Origin of the sequence: Kitasatospora brasiliensis (genome assembly GCF_032654805.1) — a bacterium.
GTDB lineage: Bacteria > Actinomycetota > Actinomycetes > Streptomycetales > Streptomycetaceae > Kitasatospora > Kitasatospora brasiliensis.
Map to the genome: position 1 here is coordinate 531,212 of NZ_JAUOOW010000006.1, position 18,677 is coordinate 549,888.

At 74.4% G+C, this 18,677-nt stretch carries 15 protein-coding genes; 9 read left to right on the forward strand and 6 right to left on the reverse strand.

Annotated elements, in window-relative coordinates:
- Positions 1-24: 24 nt before the first annotated feature.
- Positions 25-1,479: an MFS transporter gene (locus QWJ13_RS25210; protein WP_432277605.1), complete on the reverse strand. Its 1,455-nt coding sequence runs from the start codon at positions 1,477-1,479 to the stop codon at positions 25-27.
- A 233-nt stretch (positions 1,480-1,712) separates the two neighbouring features.
- Here QWJ13_RS25210 and QWJ13_RS25215 point away from each other — a divergent pair, with 233 nt between their 5' ends.
- Together QWJ13_RS25215 and QWJ13_RS25220 are read left to right on the forward strand one after the other, a co-directional pair.
- Entirely contained in the window at positions 1,713-2,402 is a 690-nt protein-coding gene (locus QWJ13_RS25215) for a TetR family transcriptional regulator (RefSeq protein WP_316527236.1), read from the forward strand.
- A 35-nt stretch (positions 2,403-2,437) separates the two neighbouring features.
- Positions 2,438-3,247 (forward strand): enoyl-CoA hydratase/isomerase family protein, encoded by an 810-nt coding sequence (locus QWJ13_RS25220; RefSeq protein WP_316527238.1) that lies wholly within the window; start codon positions 2,438-2,440, stop codon positions 3,245-3,247.
- 264 nt (positions 3,248-3,511) lie between these two features.
- On the opposite strand, the gene QWJ13_RS25225 is transcribed toward QWJ13_RS25220, so the two are convergent.
- A complete protein-coding gene (locus tag QWJ13_RS25225) occupies positions 3,512-4,738 on the reverse strand; it encodes an acyl-CoA dehydrogenase family protein (protein ID WP_316527239.1) in 1,227 nt (408 codons plus the stop codon).
- A gap of 181 nt (positions 4,739-4,919) precedes the next feature.
- Here QWJ13_RS25225 and QWJ13_RS25230 point away from each other — a divergent pair, with 181 nt between their 5' ends.
- Entirely contained in the window at positions 4,920-5,543 is a 624-nt protein-coding gene (locus QWJ13_RS25230) for a TetR/AcrR family transcriptional regulator (RefSeq protein WP_316527240.1), read from the forward strand.
- A 159-nt stretch (positions 5,544-5,702) separates the two neighbouring features.
- Positions 5,703-7,175 carry a cellulase family glycosylhydrolase gene (locus QWJ13_RS25235; protein ID WP_316527242.1) on the forward strand — a complete coding sequence of 491 codons (1,473 nt, stop codon included), beginning with the start codon at positions 5,703-5,705 and terminating at the stop codon, positions 7,173-7,175.
- Here QWJ13_RS25235 and QWJ13_RS25240 read toward each other — a convergent pair whose 3' ends face one another.
- On the reverse strand, positions 7,176-9,200 hold the full coding sequence (locus QWJ13_RS25240; protein WP_316527243.1) for a M3 family metallopeptidase: 2,025 nt from the start codon (positions 9,198-9,200) through the stop codon (positions 7,176-7,178).
- A gap of 207 nt (positions 9,201-9,407) precedes the next feature.
- Here QWJ13_RS25240 and QWJ13_RS25245 point away from each other — a divergent pair, with 207 nt between their 5' ends.
- Complete coding sequence (locus QWJ13_RS25245; RefSeq protein ID WP_316527244.1) at positions 9,408-11,120, forward strand: bifunctional 3'-5' exonuclease/DNA polymerase; 1,713 nt, start codon at positions 9,408-9,410, stop codon at positions 11,118-11,120.
- A 73-nt stretch (positions 11,121-11,193) separates the two neighbouring features.
- Here QWJ13_RS25245 and dhaM read toward each other — a convergent pair whose 3' ends face one another.
- Positions 11,194-11,586 (reverse strand): dihydroxyacetone kinase phosphoryl donor subunit DhaM, encoded by a 393-nt coding sequence (dhaM, locus tag QWJ13_RS25250; protein WP_316527245.1) that lies wholly within the window; start codon positions 11,584-11,586, stop codon positions 11,194-11,196.
- Between the two features lie 136 nt (positions 11,587-11,722).
- Between dhaM and dhaK the strand changes: the two genes are divergently transcribed.
- A complete protein-coding gene (gene dhaK / locus QWJ13_RS25255; RefSeq protein WP_316527246.1) occupies positions 11,723-12,718 on the forward strand; it encodes a dihydroxyacetone kinase subunit DhaK in 996 nt (331 codons plus the stop codon).
- Between the two features lie 12 nt (positions 12,719-12,730).
- Positions 12,731-13,357: a dihydroxyacetone kinase subunit DhaL gene (dhaL, locus tag QWJ13_RS25260; RefSeq protein ID WP_316527247.1), complete on the forward strand. Its 627-nt coding sequence runs from the start codon at positions 12,731-12,733 to the stop codon at positions 13,355-13,357.
- A gap of 126 nt (positions 13,358-13,483) precedes the next feature.
- Here the strand turns inward: dhaL and QWJ13_RS25265 are convergent, their stop codons facing one another.
- Positions 13,484-14,656: a PP2C family protein-serine/threonine phosphatase gene (locus tag QWJ13_RS25265; RefSeq protein ID WP_316527248.1), complete on the reverse strand. Its 1,173-nt coding sequence runs from the start codon at positions 14,654-14,656 to the stop codon at positions 13,484-13,486.
- Between the two features lie 195 nt (positions 14,657-14,851).
- On the opposite strand from QWJ13_RS25265, the gene QWJ13_RS25270 reads away from it, so the two are divergent.
- Both QWJ13_RS25270 and QWJ13_RS25275 read left to right on the forward strand, forming a co-directional pair.
- Positions 14,852-15,070, forward strand: a complete 219-nt coding sequence (locus QWJ13_RS25270; protein ID WP_316527249.1) for a heavy-metal-associated domain-containing protein — start codon at positions 14,852-14,854, stop codon at positions 15,068-15,070.
- A gap of 67 nt (positions 15,071-15,137) precedes the next feature.
- Positions 15,138-17,381, forward strand: a complete 2,244-nt coding sequence (locus QWJ13_RS25275; protein ID WP_316527250.1) for a heavy metal translocating P-type ATPase — start codon at positions 15,138-15,140, stop codon at positions 17,379-17,381.
- A gap of 64 nt (positions 17,382-17,445) precedes the next feature.
- On the opposite strand, the gene QWJ13_RS25280 is transcribed toward QWJ13_RS25275, so the two are convergent.
- Positions 17,446-18,165, reverse strand: a complete 720-nt coding sequence (locus QWJ13_RS25280; RefSeq protein WP_316527251.1) for an SDR family NAD(P)-dependent oxidoreductase — start codon at positions 18,163-18,165, stop codon at positions 17,446-17,448.
- Positions 18,166-18,677 lie beyond the last annotated feature (512 nt).

An 18,677-nucleotide genomic window follows, 5' to 3' on the forward strand; every position in this document is an offset into this window, starting at 1 on the left:
ACCGCCCGTCGGACCGTCGGCGCCTCAGGCCGTCGGCGCCTTCTCGGCCGACCGCAGCCGCAGCACGCACACGAGCGCCAGCGCCAGCACCCCGCCCGCCGACAGGAACACCACGTCCACCGCCTCGGTGAAGCTGCGCACCGCGTGCTCGTACGCCTCGCCGGTCAGCGTCCGGATCGCGCCGAGCGGCCGCCCCGGCTCGCCCGCCTCGAACACCCGGGCCAGCACGGTGCCGAACAGCGCCACGCCGAGCGCGTTGCCGAGGCTCTGGAAGAAGCGGATGCCGGTGGTCGCCACCCCCAACTGGTGCCGGGGCGCGGCCTCCTGCACCACCGTGACCAGCTGGCCGATCAGCTGGCCCAGGCCGCAGCCCAGCAGGGCGAGTTCGGCCAGCACCGCCCACAGCCCGGTGTCCGGCCCGCTGAGGCCGAGCAGGGCCAGGGCGAGCGTCGCACAGCCCGCACCGAACACCAGGAAGGTCCGGACCGGGTGGCCGCGCCCGATCAGCCGGCCGGACAGCAGGCCGGAGCCGGTCATCCCGGCCGCCATCGGGATCAGGTAGAGGCTGGCCGAGGTCGGGGCGACGCCCCGCGCGACCTGGAGGTAGAGCATCACGTAGACGATCGAACCGATCATGCCCATCCCGACCAGGCCCTGGATGGCGAAGCCGAGCCGTACCGCGCGGATCCGGAACAGCGACAGCGGCAGCACCGGATCGGCGGCGGTCGCCTGGCGCCACAGGAAGAGGCCGAACGCGCCCAGGGTGGCGGCGGCGAGCCCGAGGATCACCGGGGACGTCCAGGCGTAGTCCTTGCCGCCCCACTCGGTGACCAGCAGCAGCCCGACCGCGAAGGCCGCCGCGAGGGCCGAGCCGACGAAGTCCAGGCCCCGGCGGCCGCCGGTCGACGGCAGCTTGACCACCAGGGCGACACCGACCATGACCAGCAGGCCGAGCGGCAGGTTGACGTAGAAGACCCAGCGCCAGCCGAGGTGGTCGGTGAGCAGCGCGCCGACCAGCGGCCCGATCGCCATGCCGAGGCCCGCGACGACCCCGCCCGCCGCGCCGCCCTTGCCGCCGCCACCGGGCTCGTCCGGCTCCTTGAACTGGGCGATGACCACCATGGTGACGCTCATCAGCCCGCCGCCGCCGATGCCCTGCACCGCCCGGAAGGCGATCAGCTGGTCCATCGACTGCGCCGCCCCGCAGAGCGCCGAGCCGAGCAGGAAGGTGCCGACGGCCCCGAGCAGCACCCGCTTGGCGCCGTACACGTCGCAGAGCCTGCCGTACAGCGGCAGCAGCGCGGTGGCGGCGAGGGCGAACCCGCTGACCAGCCAGGGCAGTCGGTCGACACCGTGGACGGGGTCGAGGTCCCGGACGATCGGCACGGTGGCCGCCGAGACGATGTTCATGTCGAGCACCGCCAGCACGATCGTGACCAGGCAGAGCAGCATGCCGAGCCGGCGCTGGGCCGGGGTCATCAGGGCGGGTGCGGTGGAGTCGGCTGTGGTCGGCGCGGGTGCGCCCAGCGTGTCGGATGACATCGGAAGTCCCCCCGGAGTCAGTGGAGTCGAGCCCGGAGCGATGCGCCCCGGCGGGCCCGGCACCACCATGGCAGAGGTTTTGGACCAGGTCAATTCTTCATCTCGACCAACTATTCAGCCGGGCACATTATTAGTCCAGGTCTACCTTTGATCCTGGTACAGTTCCCCCCATGGCGACCCGACCCGGCTTCGACCTCGGACGCGACATCGACATCGATGCGCTCCCGCTGCGCGAGCGCAAGAAGTTCCAGACCGGCATCCGGATCTGGCAGACCGCCATCGGGCTGTTCGCCGAGCGCGGCTTCGACCAGGTCTCGGTGGCCGAGATCGCGGCCGCCGCCGAGGTGTCCAAGATGACCGTCTTCAACTACTTCCCCACCAAGGAAGACCTGGTCATGGGCCCGCTGGAGCGGCATCTCGACGAGCCGGCCGAGGTCGTACGGGTGCGCCCCCCGGGCGCCTCCGCGGTGGCGGCGCTGCGCGAGCAGTACCTGATGGCGCTCTCCGCGTTCGACCCCGCCACCGGCCTGTGCGACCAGCCGCTGGTGCTCGACGTGATCCGGCTGATCCACCACACGCCCACCCTGCTCCAGCGCGCCACCGCCGGCTTCGACCATCGCGCGCAGTCCCTGCTGATGGCCGAACTCCTCGCCCAGGACCCGGCCCACGACGAGTTCACCGCCAGGGTCGCCGCCGCCCAACTGCTGGCCACCCAACTGACCCTGACCGGCGAGAACCAGCGCCGGATGCTGGCCGGGGAGTGCGCCGCGAAGGCGCTGCCCGACGCCCTCGACCGGGCCCGGCGCGCCTTCGCCCTGGTCGAACACGGCCTCGGCGACTACTGCGCGAACCCCGCCTGAGAGAGTTGGCGCACCACGACCGACCGGAGGTGCGCATGGACCAGCCGCTGCTCACGCGGGACCGCTCCGCCCTGCCCGCACAGGCCGAGGGCCTCACCGCCTACGTCGGCGAGGACGGCGTCGCGGTCCTGGAGTTCGCCCGCCCGCACCGCCGCAACGCGGTGACCCTGGCGATCTGGCAGGCGCTGCCCGAGGTGCTGGAGCAGCTGGCCGATCACGAGGGCGTCCGCGTCCTGCTGCTCACCGGCGCCGGCAACACCTTCAGCGCGGGCGGCGACATCGCCGAACTCTCCGAGCTGTACGGCGATCCGGACCGCGCGGAGGCCTACCACGCGACCAACGTCGCCGCCGAGGAGGCACTGGCGGCCTTCCCGCACCCGACCCTCGCCGTGGTGCACGGCGCCTGCGTCGGCGGCGGCTGCCAACTGGCCGTCGCCTGCGACCTGCGGTTCGTCGCCGAGGACGCCCGGCTGGGGATCACCCCGGCCAAGCTCGGCGTGGTCTACTCGGCGGTGCCGACCGTACGGCTGTCCCGGCTGATCGGCCCGGCCAGGGCCAAGTACCTGCTGTTCTCCGGCGAGTTGGTGAGCGGCCGGGACGCCCTGCCGCTGGGCCTGGCCGAACGCGTCCTGCCGGACGCCGAACTGGACGCCGTCGCCCTGGACTTCGCGCGGCTGCTGACCCGGCGCTCGACCCACACCATCGGCGCCGCCAAGGCCGTGCTGGACGCCCCGCCCGAGCGGGCCGCCGAGGTCCTGGCCCCCTGGCTGCTCCGCTCCCGGGAGGGCTCGGACGTCCATGAGGGCCTGGCCGCGTTCCTGGAGGGCCGCCCGGCCCGGTTCTGAGCCGAGTCCAGTCGGACCGGGCACAGAATCGGCCCGATCCTGGTGATCACCGACTGGTGGAAGGTCTCCGCGCACACCGCCGTGGCCAGTGGCGCGGTGGCCTGCCTGGCCATCGCGCTCGGCCCGCTCCGGCTGCTGCTCGCCCCGCCGGCCCCGGCGACCGGGTGGTCCCGCGTGGCGCCGCGGTCGTCGGCGCGGTGGTGGGCACCCTCACCGCCGGGCTCACCTTCCGGCCGGCCCGCCGACCCGGGCGGGCCGACCGCCTCAGCGGATCGGCATTCCCGAGATCGCCCGGGCGATCACCAGCCGCTGGATCTCGCTGGTCCCCTCGAAGATCGAGTAGATCGCGCTGTCCCGGTGCATCCGCTCCACCGGGTACTCCCGGGTGAACCCGTTGCCGCCGAGGATCTGCATCGCCTGCGCGGTCACGTACTTGGCGGTCTCGCCCGCGTAGAGCTTGGACATCGAGCCCTCGGCGGCGGTGAACGGCTGGTTGTTGACCGCCATCCAGGAGGCCCGCCACACCAGCAGCCGGGCCGCGTCGATCCGGGTCTTCATGTCGGCGAGCTGGAAGGCCACGCCCTGGTTGTCGATGATCGGCCGGCCGAACTGCTCGCGGGTCTTCGCGTAGTCCAGCGCCACCTCGTACGCGGCCCTGGCGATGCCGATCGCCTGCGCGCCGACCGCCGGGCGGGAGGCCTCGAAGGTGGCCATCGCCGCGTTGCCCTTGCCGCCCGGACGCTTGACGCCCTCGCGGGCCCGGGCGAGCCGCTCGTCCAGCTTCTCCTTGCCGCCGAGCAGGCAGCTGCCGGGCACCCGGACGCCGTCCAGCACCACCTCGGCGGTGTGCGAGGCGCGGATGCCGTGCTTCTTGAACTTCTGGCCCTGGCTCAGTCCCGGGGTGCCCGGCGGGACGACGAAGGAGGCCTGGCCCTTGGCGCCGAGCGCCGGGTCGACGGTGGCGACCACCACGTGGACGGCGGCGATCCCGCCGTTGGTGGCCCAGGTCTTGGTGCCGTTCAGCACCCACTCGTCCTTGGCCTCGTCGTAGACCGCCCGGGTGCGCAGCGCCGAGACGTCGGAGCCGGCGTCCGGCTCGGAGGAGCAGAAGGCGGCCACCTTGAGGTCGTCCGGGGTGCCGAACATCTGCGGGGTCCAGGTGCCGATCTGCTCGTCGGTGCCGTTGGCCAGCACCGCGACGGCGGCCAGGGTGGTGCCGACGATGGACAGCCCGAGGCCGGCGTCGCCCCAGAAGAGTTCCTCCATGGCGATCGGGATGCCGACGCCGGAGGGGTCGAAGTACTGCTGGGCGTAGAAGTCCAGCGAGTAGATGCCCAACTTGGCGGCCTCCTGGATGATCGGCCAGGGGGTCTCCTCGCGCTCGTCCCACTCGGCCGCGGCCGGTCGCATCACGTCGGCGGCGAAGCCGTGCAGCCAGTCGCGTACGGCGAGCTGGTCCGCGCCCGGGTCCAGCGAGAACGTGCTGCTCATGGTGCTTTCCTCCGAAGACTTGTGCGGCCGACCGGGGTGTTACCGCAGGTAACATCGTCGGAGTCTGCTACTGATTGGTAACCGGTGTCAACGCCCGAACAGGCCGGACGCACCGGACCGGACGGACGCGACGGACCACCACAGCCGGACCGGGCGGACCCCCAACCCCGAGGAGCAGCGCATGTCCCGAGAGCCCCGCCGCGAGCAGCTGCTCAACGCCGCCGACCGGGTCATCCAGCGCGAGGGGCCGGGCGCCAGCATGAACGCCATCGCCGCCGAGGCCGGCATCACCAAGCCGATCCTCTACCGCCACTTCGGCGACCGGAACGGCCTGATCGGCGCCCTGACCGAGCGCCACACCAGCGGCCTGCTGGCCGCCGTCCGGGCCGCCCTCGCCGAACCGCTGGAGCGCCGCGACCGGGTCGAGCACGTCCTGGACACCTACCTCGCCGGGATCGAGGCCCGCCCCCAGGTCTACCGGCTGCTCACCCACCCCGAGCCGGGCGACCCCAGCGGCGCCGGCAACGCGCTCGCCCCCGCGCTCAGGCAGATCGCCGAGGAGATCACCCGGGCCGTGCAGAGCCAGGTCGACCTCGGCGCCGAACGCGACCTGCTCGCCGAGGCCTGGGGCCGGGGCATCACCGGCATGGTGCTGGCCGCCGGGGACTGGTGGCTGGAGTCCAAACCCTGCTCGCGCACCCGGATGGTGCAGGCGCTGGCCGACCTGCTCTGGGGCCGGCTGGCCGCCGCCGCCGACCTGCCGACCGCCGTCCTGCCGCCCGCACCCGAACCGTCCGCCGACTGAACTCCCGCGCCGCGCAGGCTCCTTGTGCCGCGCGGCCCCCTTGTGCCGCGCCGGATTCTTGCCGCGCAGAACTACCGTGCCGTGCACGACTCTTGTGCCGTACACGGCAGTCCGGGCATCATCGGCCACCACCCCCACCCCCGCCGTGCGAGGTCCCCGATGCGCCTGCGCCTGCGCCGTACCGCCGCCGCCCTGCTGCTCGCCGCCACCGCCGCGCTCACCCCGGCCGCCACCCCGGCCTCGGCGCACAGCGGGCCACCGGACCGCTTCCCCACCGGCACCGCCACCGCCGCCGACGGCCGCACCGCCCTCACCGACGCCCAGGGCCGCCGGCTCCAGCTGCGCGGCTTCAACCTCGACAAGTACGCCGAGGCCACCCCGGCCGACCTCGACTCCGTCGCCGCCCAGGGCTTCACACTGGTCCGGCTGCCGGTCTCCTGGACCAGGCTGGAGCCCACGCGCGGCCGTCTCGACCCCGCCGAGCTGCACCGCGTCCAGCGGCTCCTCGACCGGGCCGACCGGCTGGGCCTGCTGGTCCTGGTCGACTTCCACCAGGACGTCTACGGGCCGAAGTTCCTCGGCGGCACCAACGGCATCCCCGCCTGGGCCACCCGGGACGACGGCCTGCCCTTCACCCCGGACCCGGACGACTGGTTCGCCGGCTACTTCCAGCCCGCCGTCCAGGCCGCCTTCCGCCACCTCTACGACGACCCCGACCTGCGCGCCTGGCAGGCCGACTTCTACACCCGCTTCGCCCGTGAACTGCGCGGCCACCGCTCGCTGTTGGGCTACGACCTGTTCAACGAGCCGTTCGGCCCGGTGGACGGCGACCCGAGCGATCCGGCCGTGCTGGCCGCCGCCTCCGCCGCCCTGGAGCGGGGCCCGCTCGCCGGCATGTACCGCCGTCTGATCGCCGCCGTGCGCCAAGTCGACTCCCGCGCCTGGCTGTTCGTCGAGCCGACGGTGCTGGTCGGCCAGGGCGTACCCACCCACCTGCCCGGCTTCGCCGACCCGCGCCCGGGCGCGCCCCGGCTCGGCTACGCGCCGCACTTCTACGACACCGCGGTCGAGAACGGCGCCGACTGGGACCCGGCCGACGGCTTCGTGGAGCAGTACACCGCGGCGATCTCCGGCTACCCGGCCGCCCACCGGCTGCCCGTCCTGGTCGGCGAGTGGGGCCCGCCGAACTCCCGGACGCCGGGCAACTCCGAACTGGTCCGCCGCCAGGTCACCGCGATGGACGGCTTCGCCGAGGGCTGGACGATGTGGTACTGGTGCCGGGGCGACGGCGGCTACTGCGCGCTCGACCCGGCCGGGCGCCCCGCCCCCGGCGACGAACCCGCCTTCGGCCCCTACCCGGTGGCCGTCGCCGGCACCGACGTCCGCACCGGCGTCCGCAGCGACGGCACCACCGTGCGCTGGAGCGCCGACGGCACCGGCCGCGAGAGCGAACTCCTGCTCCCGCCGGGCGCGTTCCCGAACGGCGCCCACGTCACCGTCTCCCCCGCCGACGCCCGGGTCGAGGTCGAACAGCCGACGGGCGGACAGTCGACCGGCGGGCACGCGGGAACCGTACGCGTCCGGCTCCCGCACGCCCACCCGGGCACGACCGTGACGGTCACCCTGCGCTGATCAGGCCAGCCCCCGGCGGGCCAGCAGCGGCCCGGTCTCCGGCGCCCGGCCGACCACCGCGCGGAAGGACTCCAGCGGGTCCCGGCTGAACCCGCGCGCCAGCAGCTCGCGCCGGAACAGCTCGCCGCTCTCCCGCACCGACCGCCCGTTGCCCTCGAACCACTGCACGGTGTCGGCGTCCAGCACCTCCGACCAGATGTACGCGTAGTACGCCGCGCTGTAGCCGCTGGAGAAGATGTGCTGGAAGTACCCCGTCCGGTAGCGCGGCGGGATCGCGTCCACCGCGATCCCGGCCGCGGCGAGCGCCCGTGCCTCGAACTCCTCGGCGTCGGCGATCTCCTCGCCATGCGGCACGGTGTGCCAAGCCCAGTCCAGCAGGGTGGCCGCCAGGTACTCCACCGTCCGGAAGCCCTGCCCGAAGCCCTCGGCCGCCGTCATCCGCTCGACCAGCTCGGCCGGCAGCGGCTCCCCGCTCTCGTGGTGGCGGGCGTAGTTGGCCAGCACCTCCGGGTGGGTCATCCACATCTCGTTGACCTGCGAGGGGAACTCCACGAAGTCCCGGGGCACCGAGGTGCCCGAGAACAGCGGGTAGCGCACGTCCGAGAACAGCCCGTGCAGCGCGTGCCCGAACTCGTGGAAGAGCGTGCGCACCTCGTCCCAGCCCATCAGCGCCGGCTCGCCGGGCGCCGGGCGCGGGATGTTGAGGTTGTTCAGCACCACCGGCCGCTTGCCGGTCAGCCCGGACTGCTCCACCATCGCGTCCATCCAGGCGCCGCCGCGCTTGGACGCCCGGGCGTGGAAGTCGCCGATGAACAGGCCCAGCGGGCTGCCGTCCTCCTCGAACACCTCGAAGACCCGCGCGTCCGGGTGGTGGGCCGTCAGGTCCGGCCGCTCGGTGAAGCTGAGCCCGTACGCCAGGTTCGCGGCGAAGAACACGCCGTCCCGCAGCACCCGCTCCAGCTCGAAGTAGGGGCGCAGCGCCGCCGCGTCCACCTGGTAGGAGGTCTGGCGGACCTTCTCCGAGTAGTACGCCCAGTCGTGCGCCGCGATCTCGTCGATCCCGTCCGCGGCCGCCACCCGGGCCAGCTCCTCGGCCTCCCGCCGGGCCATCGCCACGGCCGGGCCGACCAGCCGGGACAGCAGCCCGGAGACCGCCTCGACGGTGCCGGCCGTCTCGTCCGCCACCACGTACGCGGCGTGGCTCGGGTGGCCCAGCAGCGCGGCCCGCTCTGCGCGCAGCGCCGCCATCCGGATCGCCAGCGGGCCGTTCACCTCGATGCCCCGGCCGATCGAGGCGGCCAGCAGCCGCTCGCGCACCGAGCGGTCGGCGAGCTGGTCCAGCTCGGCCTGGCCGGAGGTGTTCCGCACGCTCAGCACGTAGCTGCCCGGGTGGCCGAGCACCCTGGCGTTCTCCGCCGCCCCGGCGACCGCGCCCTCGGACAGCCCGGCCAGCTCCTCGGCGGAGTCCAGCACCAGCGCGGCGGCCCGGCTCTCGGCGTTCACGTTCTGCTGGAACGTGGTGCCGAGCGCGGCGAGTTCGGCGTTCAGCTCGCGCAGCCGGGCCTGCTCGGCCTCGCCCAGCCGGGCTCCGGAGCGCACGAAGGCGGTGTAGCGGCGCTCCAGCAGGCGCAGCGACTCCGGGTCCAGGCCGAGCGCGGCGCGCTCCTCGTACAGCGCCTCGATCCGGGCGAACAGCGCGAGGTCCAGGTGGATCGCGTCGTGGTGGGCGGCGAGCAGCGGGCTCACCTTCGCCTCCACCTCGTCCAGCACGTCGGTGGTGTCGGAGGAGGACTGGTTGCGGAACACCGCGTCCACCCGGCCCAGCAGCTCCCCGGAGCGCTCCAGGGCCACCAAGGTGTTCTCGAAGGTCGGCCGGCTCCGGTCGGCGGTGATCGCCGCGATCTCGGCCAGCTGCTCGGCCATGCCGCGCTCGTACGCGGGCAGGTAGTGCTCCTCGCGGATCTCGGCGAACGGCGGGAGTTCGTAGACCAGCGTGCTCGGCTGGAAGAACGGGTTCTCGGTCACTCCGCGAACCCTACGCCGTGTCACTCACGCTGCCCATGTGCTTTTCCACCCATGCGCGGGCACCACCCTGCCATCCGGCACGGGGACCCGCCTGCGGCCCGTTGTCGTACCCACCCGTTAACGTCGACGCCGCGGGGCCGGCGGTCGCGGGCCCGCACCCGTGTCCCCGTCCCGCACACCCGACCGCATGCCGAGAGGAGCAGCCCCGTGGCACCCAGGACCGCCGTCGCGCCCGATCCACACGGCCCCGGCGGCCGGCTCCAGCCGCTGGACGACGCGGGCGCCCCGCTCGGCCCGCCGGAGGCCGTCCGCGACCTCGCCGCCGCCGTCGCCGCCCGGGAGGCCGCCGAGCATCCCCGCTGGGTCTGGGCCGCCGCCGACTCCGGGTACGCCCCGCTGCTGCCGCGCCTGCCCGACCGGCTCGCCCGCTGCCACGACCTGCGGCTGGTCGAGGCGCTGCTGCTGGCGCACGAGGGCCGGTTCGGCGCGCCGCGCTCCCTCGGCGCCGCCTGGTCCCGGCTGCGCGGCCTGCCCGTCCCGGAGGACCTGCCCGAGCCCGGCCTGGCCGAGGCGGACGGCGGCCAGGACACCCTCTTCGCCCCCGACCGGCTGCAACTGCCGCCCGGCGCCGATCCGTTGGCGGCCGTGGTCGCCGTCCACGCCGAGCAGCAGCGCCGGATCGCCGCCATCGCCGACCCGGCCGCCCGGCAGCGCTTCCGGCTGCTGGTCGCCGCCGAGTCGGCCGGCGCCCTGGTGGCCGCCGAGATGGCCCACGACGGCCTGCCCTGGCGGGCCGACGTCCACGACCGGCTGCTGACCGAGCTGCTCGGCCCCCGCCCGACCGTCCCCGGCACCCAGCCGAAGGTCCTCGCCGAACTCGGCGTCGAGCTCCAACGGGCGCTCGGCGCCAAGCCGTTCAACCCCGACTCGCACACCCAGGTGCTGCGCGCCTTCGCCGAGGCGGGCGTCCAGCTCGGCTCCACCCGCTCCTGGGAGCTCAAGGGCGTCGACCACCCGGCGGCGCAGCTGCTGATCCGCTACAAGGAGCTGTCCCGGATCCACGTCGCGCACGGCTGGGCCTGGCAGGACGCCTGGGCCCGCGGCGGCCGGTTCCGGCCCGAGTACGTGGTCGGCGGCGTGGTCTCCGGCCGCTGGGCCAGCCGCGGCGGCGGCGCCCTCCAGATCCCGCGCATCCTGCGCCGGGCCGTGGTCGCCGACCCGGGCTGGCTGCTGGTGGTCGCCGACGCCGCCCAGCTGGAGCCCCGGGTGCTCGCCGCGCTCTCCGGGGACGCCGGGCTGGCCCGGACGGCGGCCGGCGGCGACCTGTACGAGGCGCTCGCCGCCAACGCCTTCCAGGGCGACCGGGACAAGGCCAAGCTCGGCCTGCTCGGCGCCATGTACGGGCAGACCAGCGGCGACATCGGCCCGCTGCTGAACACCCTGCGCCGCCGCTACCCGGCCGCGATGGGCTATGTCGAGGCCGCCGCCCGCACCGGCGAGGACGGCGGCGTGGTCGCCTCCCGGCTCGGCCGGGTCTGCCCGCCGGCCTCCGCCGCCTTCCTCGACCTCACCGAGGCCGACAGCGCGGGCGAGGACGGCGGCCGCACCGCCCGCGCCCGCGGCCGCTTCACCCGCAACTACGTCATCCAGGCCAGCGCCGCCGACTGGGCCCTGGCCCTGCTCGCGGCGCTGCGCCGGCGGCTCAACGACCTGCCCGCGGCGGGCTCGGCGGACCGTCCGCATCTGGTGTTCTTCCAGCACGACGAGGTGATCGTGCACACCCCGGCCAATCTCGCCGACGCGGTGGCCGCCACCGTCACCGAGGCGGCCGCCGAGGCCCGCCGGCTGGTGTTCGGCGACACCCCGGTGCAGTTCCCGCTCAGCACGGCGGTGGTGGACTGCTACGCGGACGCCAAGTGACGCCCGGACGCCAGGGGACGCCAAGGGACACCCGGACGCCAAGTGACCCCCGGGTTCAGGCGTGTCTTGCGGATCAGAGCTTCCGGAAGCCCCGCGCGTCCTCGGCCGCCGCGACGACCTCGGCCAGCCCCGCCCCGGTCGAGGCGGTGACGGCGGCGGCCACCGCGCCTTCCACGAACGGCGCGTCCACCAGCTTCACGCCCGGACGGGGCTCGTCCTCCAGCACCGTCACGGCGGTGAGCACCGAGCTGCCGAGGTCCGGCAGCACGACCACGCCCGCCCCGGCGTCGGCTCGCGCGATCGCCCCGGCGATCAGGTCGTAGCTGGTGCCGAGCCCGCCGTCCTCGGTACCGCCCGCGACCACCACCCGCACCCCGTCCGAGGCGAGTTCGCCGAGCAGCTCCCGCAGCCCCTCCGCGAGCCGGGCGCTGTGCGAGACCAGAACAATGCCCACGTTTTCGCTCATGTCCGCGACCCTACGACCGCAGCCGCTGCTCCGGGAGGGTGATCGGAATCGCGCGTGTCGCACCCCGTGCCCGGCACCCCCGTCTGGCGTAGCGTCGGGTCAGCAGCGTCCGCCGCCGAAGAGGGAGCGAATCGCGTTGAAGAAGCTGATCAACACCCCGGAGAGCGTCCTGGAGGACGCGCTGGCCGGCGTCGCCGCCGCCCATCCGGAGCTGACGGTGGACATCCCCAACCGGGTGATCACCCGGGCCGCCCGCCCGGCCGCGCCCAAGGTCGCGCTGATCTCCGGCGGCGGCTCCGGCCACGAGCCGCTGCACGGCGGCTTCGTCGGCCCCGGCATGCTCGACGCCGCCTGCCCCGGCGAGGTGTTCACCTCGCCCGTCCCGGACCAGATGCTGGCCGCCGCCAAGGCCGTGGAGAGCGGCGCCGGGGTCGTCTTCATCGTGAAGAACTACACCGGCGACGTGATGAACTTCGAGCTCGCCGCCGAACTCGCCGCCGAGGAGGGCCTGGAGGTCCGCACCGTCCTGGTCAACGACGACGTCGCCGTCGAGGACTCCACCTGGACGGCGGGGCGCCGGGGCACCGGCGCGACCGTCCTGGTCGAGAAGACGGCCGGCGCGCTGGCCGAGCGCGGCGCCCCGCTGGACGAGGTCGCCGCCCTGGGCGAGCGGGTCAACGCCGCCTCCCGCTCCTTCGCGATCGCGCTCACCGCCGCCACCGCCCCGGCCGCCGGCAAGCCCGGCTTCGACCTGCCCGAGGACGAGATCGAGGTCGGCGTCGGCATCCACGGCGAGCCGGGCCGCCGCCGCGAGAAGCTCCGCCCGGCCCGCGAGCTGGCCGCCGAGGTGGTCGAGACCATCCTGACCGACCACCACCTGACCCCGGGCGACGAGGTGATCGCCCTGCTGGGCGGCCTCGGCGCGACCCCGCTGCTGGAGCTGTACGTGGTCTACGGCGAGGTCGCCGCCAGGCTCGCCGAGCGCGGCATCACGGTGGCCCGCAGCCTGGTCGGCAACTACGTCACCAGCCTCGACATGGCGGGCTTCTCGCTCACCCTCACCAAGGCCGACGCCCAGCTGCTGGAGCTCTGGGACGCCCCGGTCGACACCCCCGCCCTCAAGCGGGCCTGAGAGGAGGACCCGATGGACTTCGACACCCCGCTGGCCGAGGCCTGGATCCGCGCGATCGCGGCGGCCGTCGAGAAGGAGCAGTCCCGGCTCACCGAGCTGGACTCCGCGATCGGCGACGGCGACCACGGCAGCAACCTCCAACGCGGCTTCACCGCCGCGCTGACCGCCCTGAACGCCCTCCGGCCGGACGGCCCCGGCGCGGTCCTCACCAAGACCGGCACCACGCTCATCTCCAAGGTCGGCGGCGCCTCCGGCCCGCTCTACGGCAAGGCCTTCCGCGCCATCGGCGCCGCCCTGCCCGAACCGGCCGACCCGACCGCCGTCGCCGAGGCCCTGTCGGCCGGCCTGGACGCCGTCCGCCTCCTCGGCAAGGCCGAGGTCGGCGACAAGACCATCGTGGACGCCTGGACGCCGGCCGTCGCCGCCTTCCGCGCCGCGGCCGCCACCGGAGCCGGCCTGCCCCGGGCCGCCGCCGCGGCCGCCGACGCCGCCGAACAGGGCGCCCGCGACACCATCCCGCTCCAGGCCCGCAAGGGCCGCGCCTCCTACCTCGGCGAACGCAGCATCGGCCACCAGGACCCGGGCGCCACCTCCACCGCCCTCGTCTTCCGCGCCCTCGCCGACGTCACCACCGCTTGAGGCCCGTCCCCCACGGTTCCCCGGCACCCCGACAGGGGCGCTGGGGAACCGCGCGAAGCGGAAGGCTCCGGGCCCGCGCTCCGAGCCCCGACTCCCCCGGTCCCCGAAGCGCCCTCGGCGTGCCCCTCACCCGTCCGTCCGCGCGATCAGCAACAGCAGCGCGTCGTCCCGCAGCTCCCCGCCCGTGTGCGCCAGCAGATCCGCGTACACCCGCCCCACCGCCGCCTCCAGCTCCCCCGCCGAGCGCGCGGCGCCCCGCACCAGGGCTCCCACCCGCTCCGCCAGCGGATAGAACTCCCCGCTCTCCCGGTGCCGTGCCTCGATCACCCCGTCCGTGCAGAGCACCAGCACGTCCTCGGCCCCGAACGGCTGCCCCCAGGTGGTCGGTTCCCCCGCCGCCAGCCGGCCGAGCCCCAGCGGCACCCACGGGTCCGGCGCGTCCAGGACGTGGGCCCGGCCCTCCCCGTCCACCCGGATCGGCGGCACGTGCCCGTACTGCAACAGCTCCATCGTCCCCGGCGTACGGAACTCCGCGAACAGCGCCGTGGTGAACTCCCCGTCCGGTACGTGCCGTTCGACGCTGGCCTCGATCCGCGCCGCGACGCCCCGCAGCCCGGCCTCGTCGTACGCCGCCTCGCGGAACGCGCCCAGCACCACCGCCGCGGTCTGCACCGCCGCCAGGCCCTTGCCCCGGACGTCCCCGACGGCGACCCGGGTCCCGTGCGGGGTCTCAAGCACCGAGTACAGGTCCCCGCCGATCCGTGAGGCGTCCGCCGCCGACACGTACCGCACCGCGAGCCGCAGCGGTCCGACCGTCGGCCCCGGCAGTTGCAGCAGGGCCCGCTGGGCGGCCTCGGCGACGGAGCTGACGGCCGCGAAGGCCGCCGCGCGCCGCATCCGGATCTTGGCGACCCAGGCCGAGAAGACCGTCAGCACGACGTAGCTGACCATCGCCCCGTACAGGAATCGGGCATCGTTGATGTTGTAGGTCTGGTCGTGGTAGCTGAGCCCGAACACCGCGAACAGCCCGAGCGAGCAGACCAGGATCAGTTCGCCGGGCTTGAGGGTCAGCGCCGCGACGGTCGGCACCACGGTCATCAGCGGGGCGAGGTAGCGGTCCTTGCCGGAGAGGAAGTCCGCGAGCGCGACCAGCAGGACGGCGACCAGCGCCGGACTCGCCCGGCGCCAGAACGGGACGTCCTGGAGGTCGGCGGCGAGCAGGGCGCCGCGCTGCCGGTCCGGCGGCAGCCCGGCTGCCGTGGGAGCCGAGGGAGACTGGGCGCGGCGGAGCGGAAACACATACCGAACATAAGGGACGATCACCGCGACGGCCCGACCGACCCGGGTTCCCACGACACGAACGATGCCGGTCATCCCAACCCCACCGAATCCCGGGATACCCCGAGGGGGTATGGTGTCAGGAAAAGTCGTTGCCAGCGCCGCGCCCCGGGACGAAACCGTCCCGGACCGCCCGGACCTCCCGGAGGCCTCCCGATGTCCAGCACCATCACCTACACCGTGTCCGGCATGAGCTGCGGCCACTGCGAGAAGGCGATCAGCGAGGAGGTCTCGGCCCTGGCCGGGGTCACCGACGTCTCCGCCGACGCCTCGGCCGGTACCGTGACGATCTCCTCCGCCGCCCCGTTGGACGACGAGCAGGTGCGCGCCGCGATCGACGAGGCCGGCTACGAGCTGGTCGGCCGCAGCGCCTGACCACCCGGCACGGCGGGGGCCTCCGCGGGGCGCCCCGCCGTCCACCCGCACCGAGGAGCTGATCCGCATGAGCACGTCCGCCCCGGACGTCAGGGCCCGGGACCGGGTCGAGCTGGCCATCGGCGGGATGACCTGCGCCTCCTGCGCGGCCCGGATCGAGAAGAAGCTCAACCGGCTGGACGGCGTCGAGGCGACCGTCAACTTCGCCACCGAGAAGGCCCGGGTCGACTTCGGCCCCGGGACGACGGTCGAGGACCTGATCGCCACGGTCGAGCGCACCGGCTACTCGGCGGAGCTCCCGCCACCCCCGGCCCCCGCCGCCCCCGAGCGCTCCGCGCGTGCCGATCCACTGCGCGACCGGCTGCTGATCAGCGCCGTCCTCAGCGTCCCGGTGGTCCTGTTGTCGATGGTCCCGGCCCTCCAGTTCACCGGCTGGCAGTGGCCGGCCTTCGCCCTCACCGTCCCGGTCGTCGGGTACGGCGGCCTGCCCTTCCACCGCGCCGCCTGGACCAACCTGCGGCACGGCGCCGCGACCATGGACACCCTGGTCTCGCTCGGCACCCTGGCCGCCTTCGGCTGGTCCTGCTGGGCGCTGTTCGGGGGCCACGCCGGCCGGCTCGGGACGCACCACGACTTCACCCTGTCCGTCGGCGCCACCGACGCCTCCGCCGCGCTCTACCTGGAGACCGCCGCCGCCGTCACCGTGCTGATCCTGCTCGGCCGCCACCTGGAGGCCCGCTCCAAGCGCCGGGCCGGCGCCGCGCTGCGCGCCCTGCTCGACCTCGGCGCCAAGGACGTCGCGGTCCTCCAGGGCGGCCGGGAGGTACGGCTGCCGGTGGACCGGCTCGCCGTCGGCACCCGCTTCGTCGTCCGCCCCGGCGAGAAGATCGCCACCGACGGCACGGTGGTCGAGGGCAGCTCCGCCGTGGACGTCTCGATGCTCACCGGCGAGTCCGTCCCGGTCGAGGTCGCCGTCGGCGACGAGGTCACCGGTGCCACCGTCAACGCGGGCGGGCGCCTGGTGGTCGAGGCCACCCGGGTCGGCGCGGACACCCGGCTCGCCCGGATGGCCAGGCTGGTCGAGGAGGCCCAGAACGGCAAGGCCGCCGCCCAGCGGCTGGCGGACCGGATCTCCGCCGTCTTCGTCCCGGTGGTCATCCTGATCGCCCTGGCCACCCTGGTGGTCTGGCTGCCGGCCACCGACAACCCCGCCGAGGCGTTCACGGCCGCCGTCGCCGTGCTGATCATCGCCTGCCCGTGCGCGCTGGGCCTGGCCACCCCGACGGCGCTCATGGTCGGCACCGGCCGCGGCGCCCAGCTGGGCATCCTGATCAAGGGCCCCGAGGTGCTGGAAACCACCCGTACGGTGGACACCGTCGTCCTCGACAAGACCGGCACCGTCACCACCGGACGGATGACCCTGCTCGCCGTCCACACCACGGCCGGCACCACCGAGGCCGAGGCGCTGCGGCTGGCCGGCGCCGTCGAGCACGCCTCCGAGCATCCGATCGCCCGGGCGATCGCCGAAGCGGCCGCCGCGGCGGGCGAACTGCCGGCCGTCACGGAGTTCCGCGGCATCCCCGGACGGGGCGTTCAGGGGGTCGTGGCGGGCCACACGGTGGTCGCCGGGCGCGAGACCCTGCCCGTCGACCGCGCGCGGCACCTGCCGCCGCCCCTGGCCCGCGCCAAGGCCGCCGCCGAGGCGGCCGGCCGCACCGCGGTCGTGGTCGGCTGGGACGGCGAGGCGCGGGCCGTGCTGGAGGTCGCCGACGCGGTCAAGCCGACCAGCGCCGAGGCCGTCCGCAGGCTGCGTGAGCTGGGCTTGACCCCGGTGCTGCTGACCGGTGACAACAAGCTGGTCGCCGAGGCGGTGGCGGCCGAGGTCGGCATCGATCCGGAGCACGTGATCGCCGAGGTCATGCCGCAGGACAAGGTGGCCACGATCAGGCGGCTCCAGGCCGAGGGCCGGGCCGTGGCGATGGTCGGCGACGGCGTCAACGACGCGGCCGCGCTCGCCCAGGCCGACCTGGGCCTGGCGATGGGCACCGGCACCGACGCCGCGATCGAGGCCGGCGACCTGACCCTGGTCCGCGGCGACCTGCGCTCGGCGGCCGACGCCATCCGGCTCTCCCGCCGCACCCTGGGCACCATCAAGGGCAACCTGTTCTGGGCGTTCGGCTACAACGTGGCGGCGATCCCGCTGGCCGCCGCCGGCCTGCTCAACCCGATGATCGCGGGGGCCGCGATGGCCTTCTCCTCGGTCTTCGTGGTCACCAACAGCCTGCGGCTGCGCCGCTTCCAGCCCGCCTGAGCCCGTAAGCGCGAGGGCCCGGACCGACTCCCCGGTCCGGGCCCTCGCGCCTACGCTCGACGCCTCAACGCCCCAGCAGCTCCCCGCCGTTGCAGTGCAGGATCTCGCCGGTGATGAACCCGGCCTCGGGCGAGGCCAGGAAGTGCACCGCGGCCGCGACCTCCCCAGACTCGCCGATCCGCCCGAGCAGCGTGCGGGCCGCCCGGCGGGAGACCTCGGCCTCGTCCAGCCGCGGCCCGAAGAACTCGGTGCCCGCGACGGTGCCCGGCGCGACGATGTTGGCGGTGATCCCCGAGGTGCCCAACTGGGCGGCCAGGAAGTGGTTCCAGGCGTGCAGCGAGGCCTTCGCCGCACCGTACGAGCCGGCCCCGCGCAGGGCGGCGATCGAGCTGACTGTGACGACCCGGCCGGAGCCCGGGGTGAACCGGTCGCGGACCGACTCGGTGAGCAGCACCACGGTCAACACGTTGCGCTCGAAGTCCCCCCGCCAGCGCGCCAGCAGGGCGTGCGGCCCGCCACCGACCACCGTCTCCCGGCTGCCGGCGTTGTTGACCAGGACGTCGATCCGCTCGGGCAGTCGGGGGAGCGCGGCCTCGACGGCGTCCGGATCGGCGAGGTCGCACACCAGCGGGGTGACGTTCGGCCCGAGGTCGGCCGCGGCCTTCTCCAGGACCTCTCGGCGTCGGCCCACGATCACCACGTGGTCGCCGGCCTCGACGAACCGCCGCGTGACTTCGTACCCGATTCCCGTGCCACCGCCGGTGACGACGACGTTCCTGGCCATCTGCCCACTCCCTCCCCAGTTCCGCCGTCGCACGGCGAATGTGCGCGACGGTCCGTACCGGAATGCCACGATTCCTATCACGCTCGGTTGCCGTGACTGCGGGGAGGGTGACGTCCGGCCGGTGTGAACGTGTGATATGGGCGTGGTACGACGCGCACACGGAGCGTGGCGAGAGGCAGCTCACACCCCCCGGGCGTAACTTCTCGCACCCTGATACGTCTTAGGTTGGTAGTGCGGCAGTTTTTCCGACGGGCGGGGACACGCTGAACGGCAACGTGTCCCCGCGCTTCCGACGGCTGTCGCCGACGGGGCTCCGGCGGGCCCCGGGAATGGTCGTCGACCTCGACGGCCTTCGCGCACGACGCCGGGGTTCTGGCGGGCCAGGGACGCTTTGAGCGGCCGTCTCGGGCTGCGGCCGACCCCGGAGTCGTGCGCCGTTCGGTTCCGTCCCCGCGCGGGCCCCTCGGGGCACGTCACCGGGACGCGAAGGGGCCCGGCCGCTCGAAGCGGCC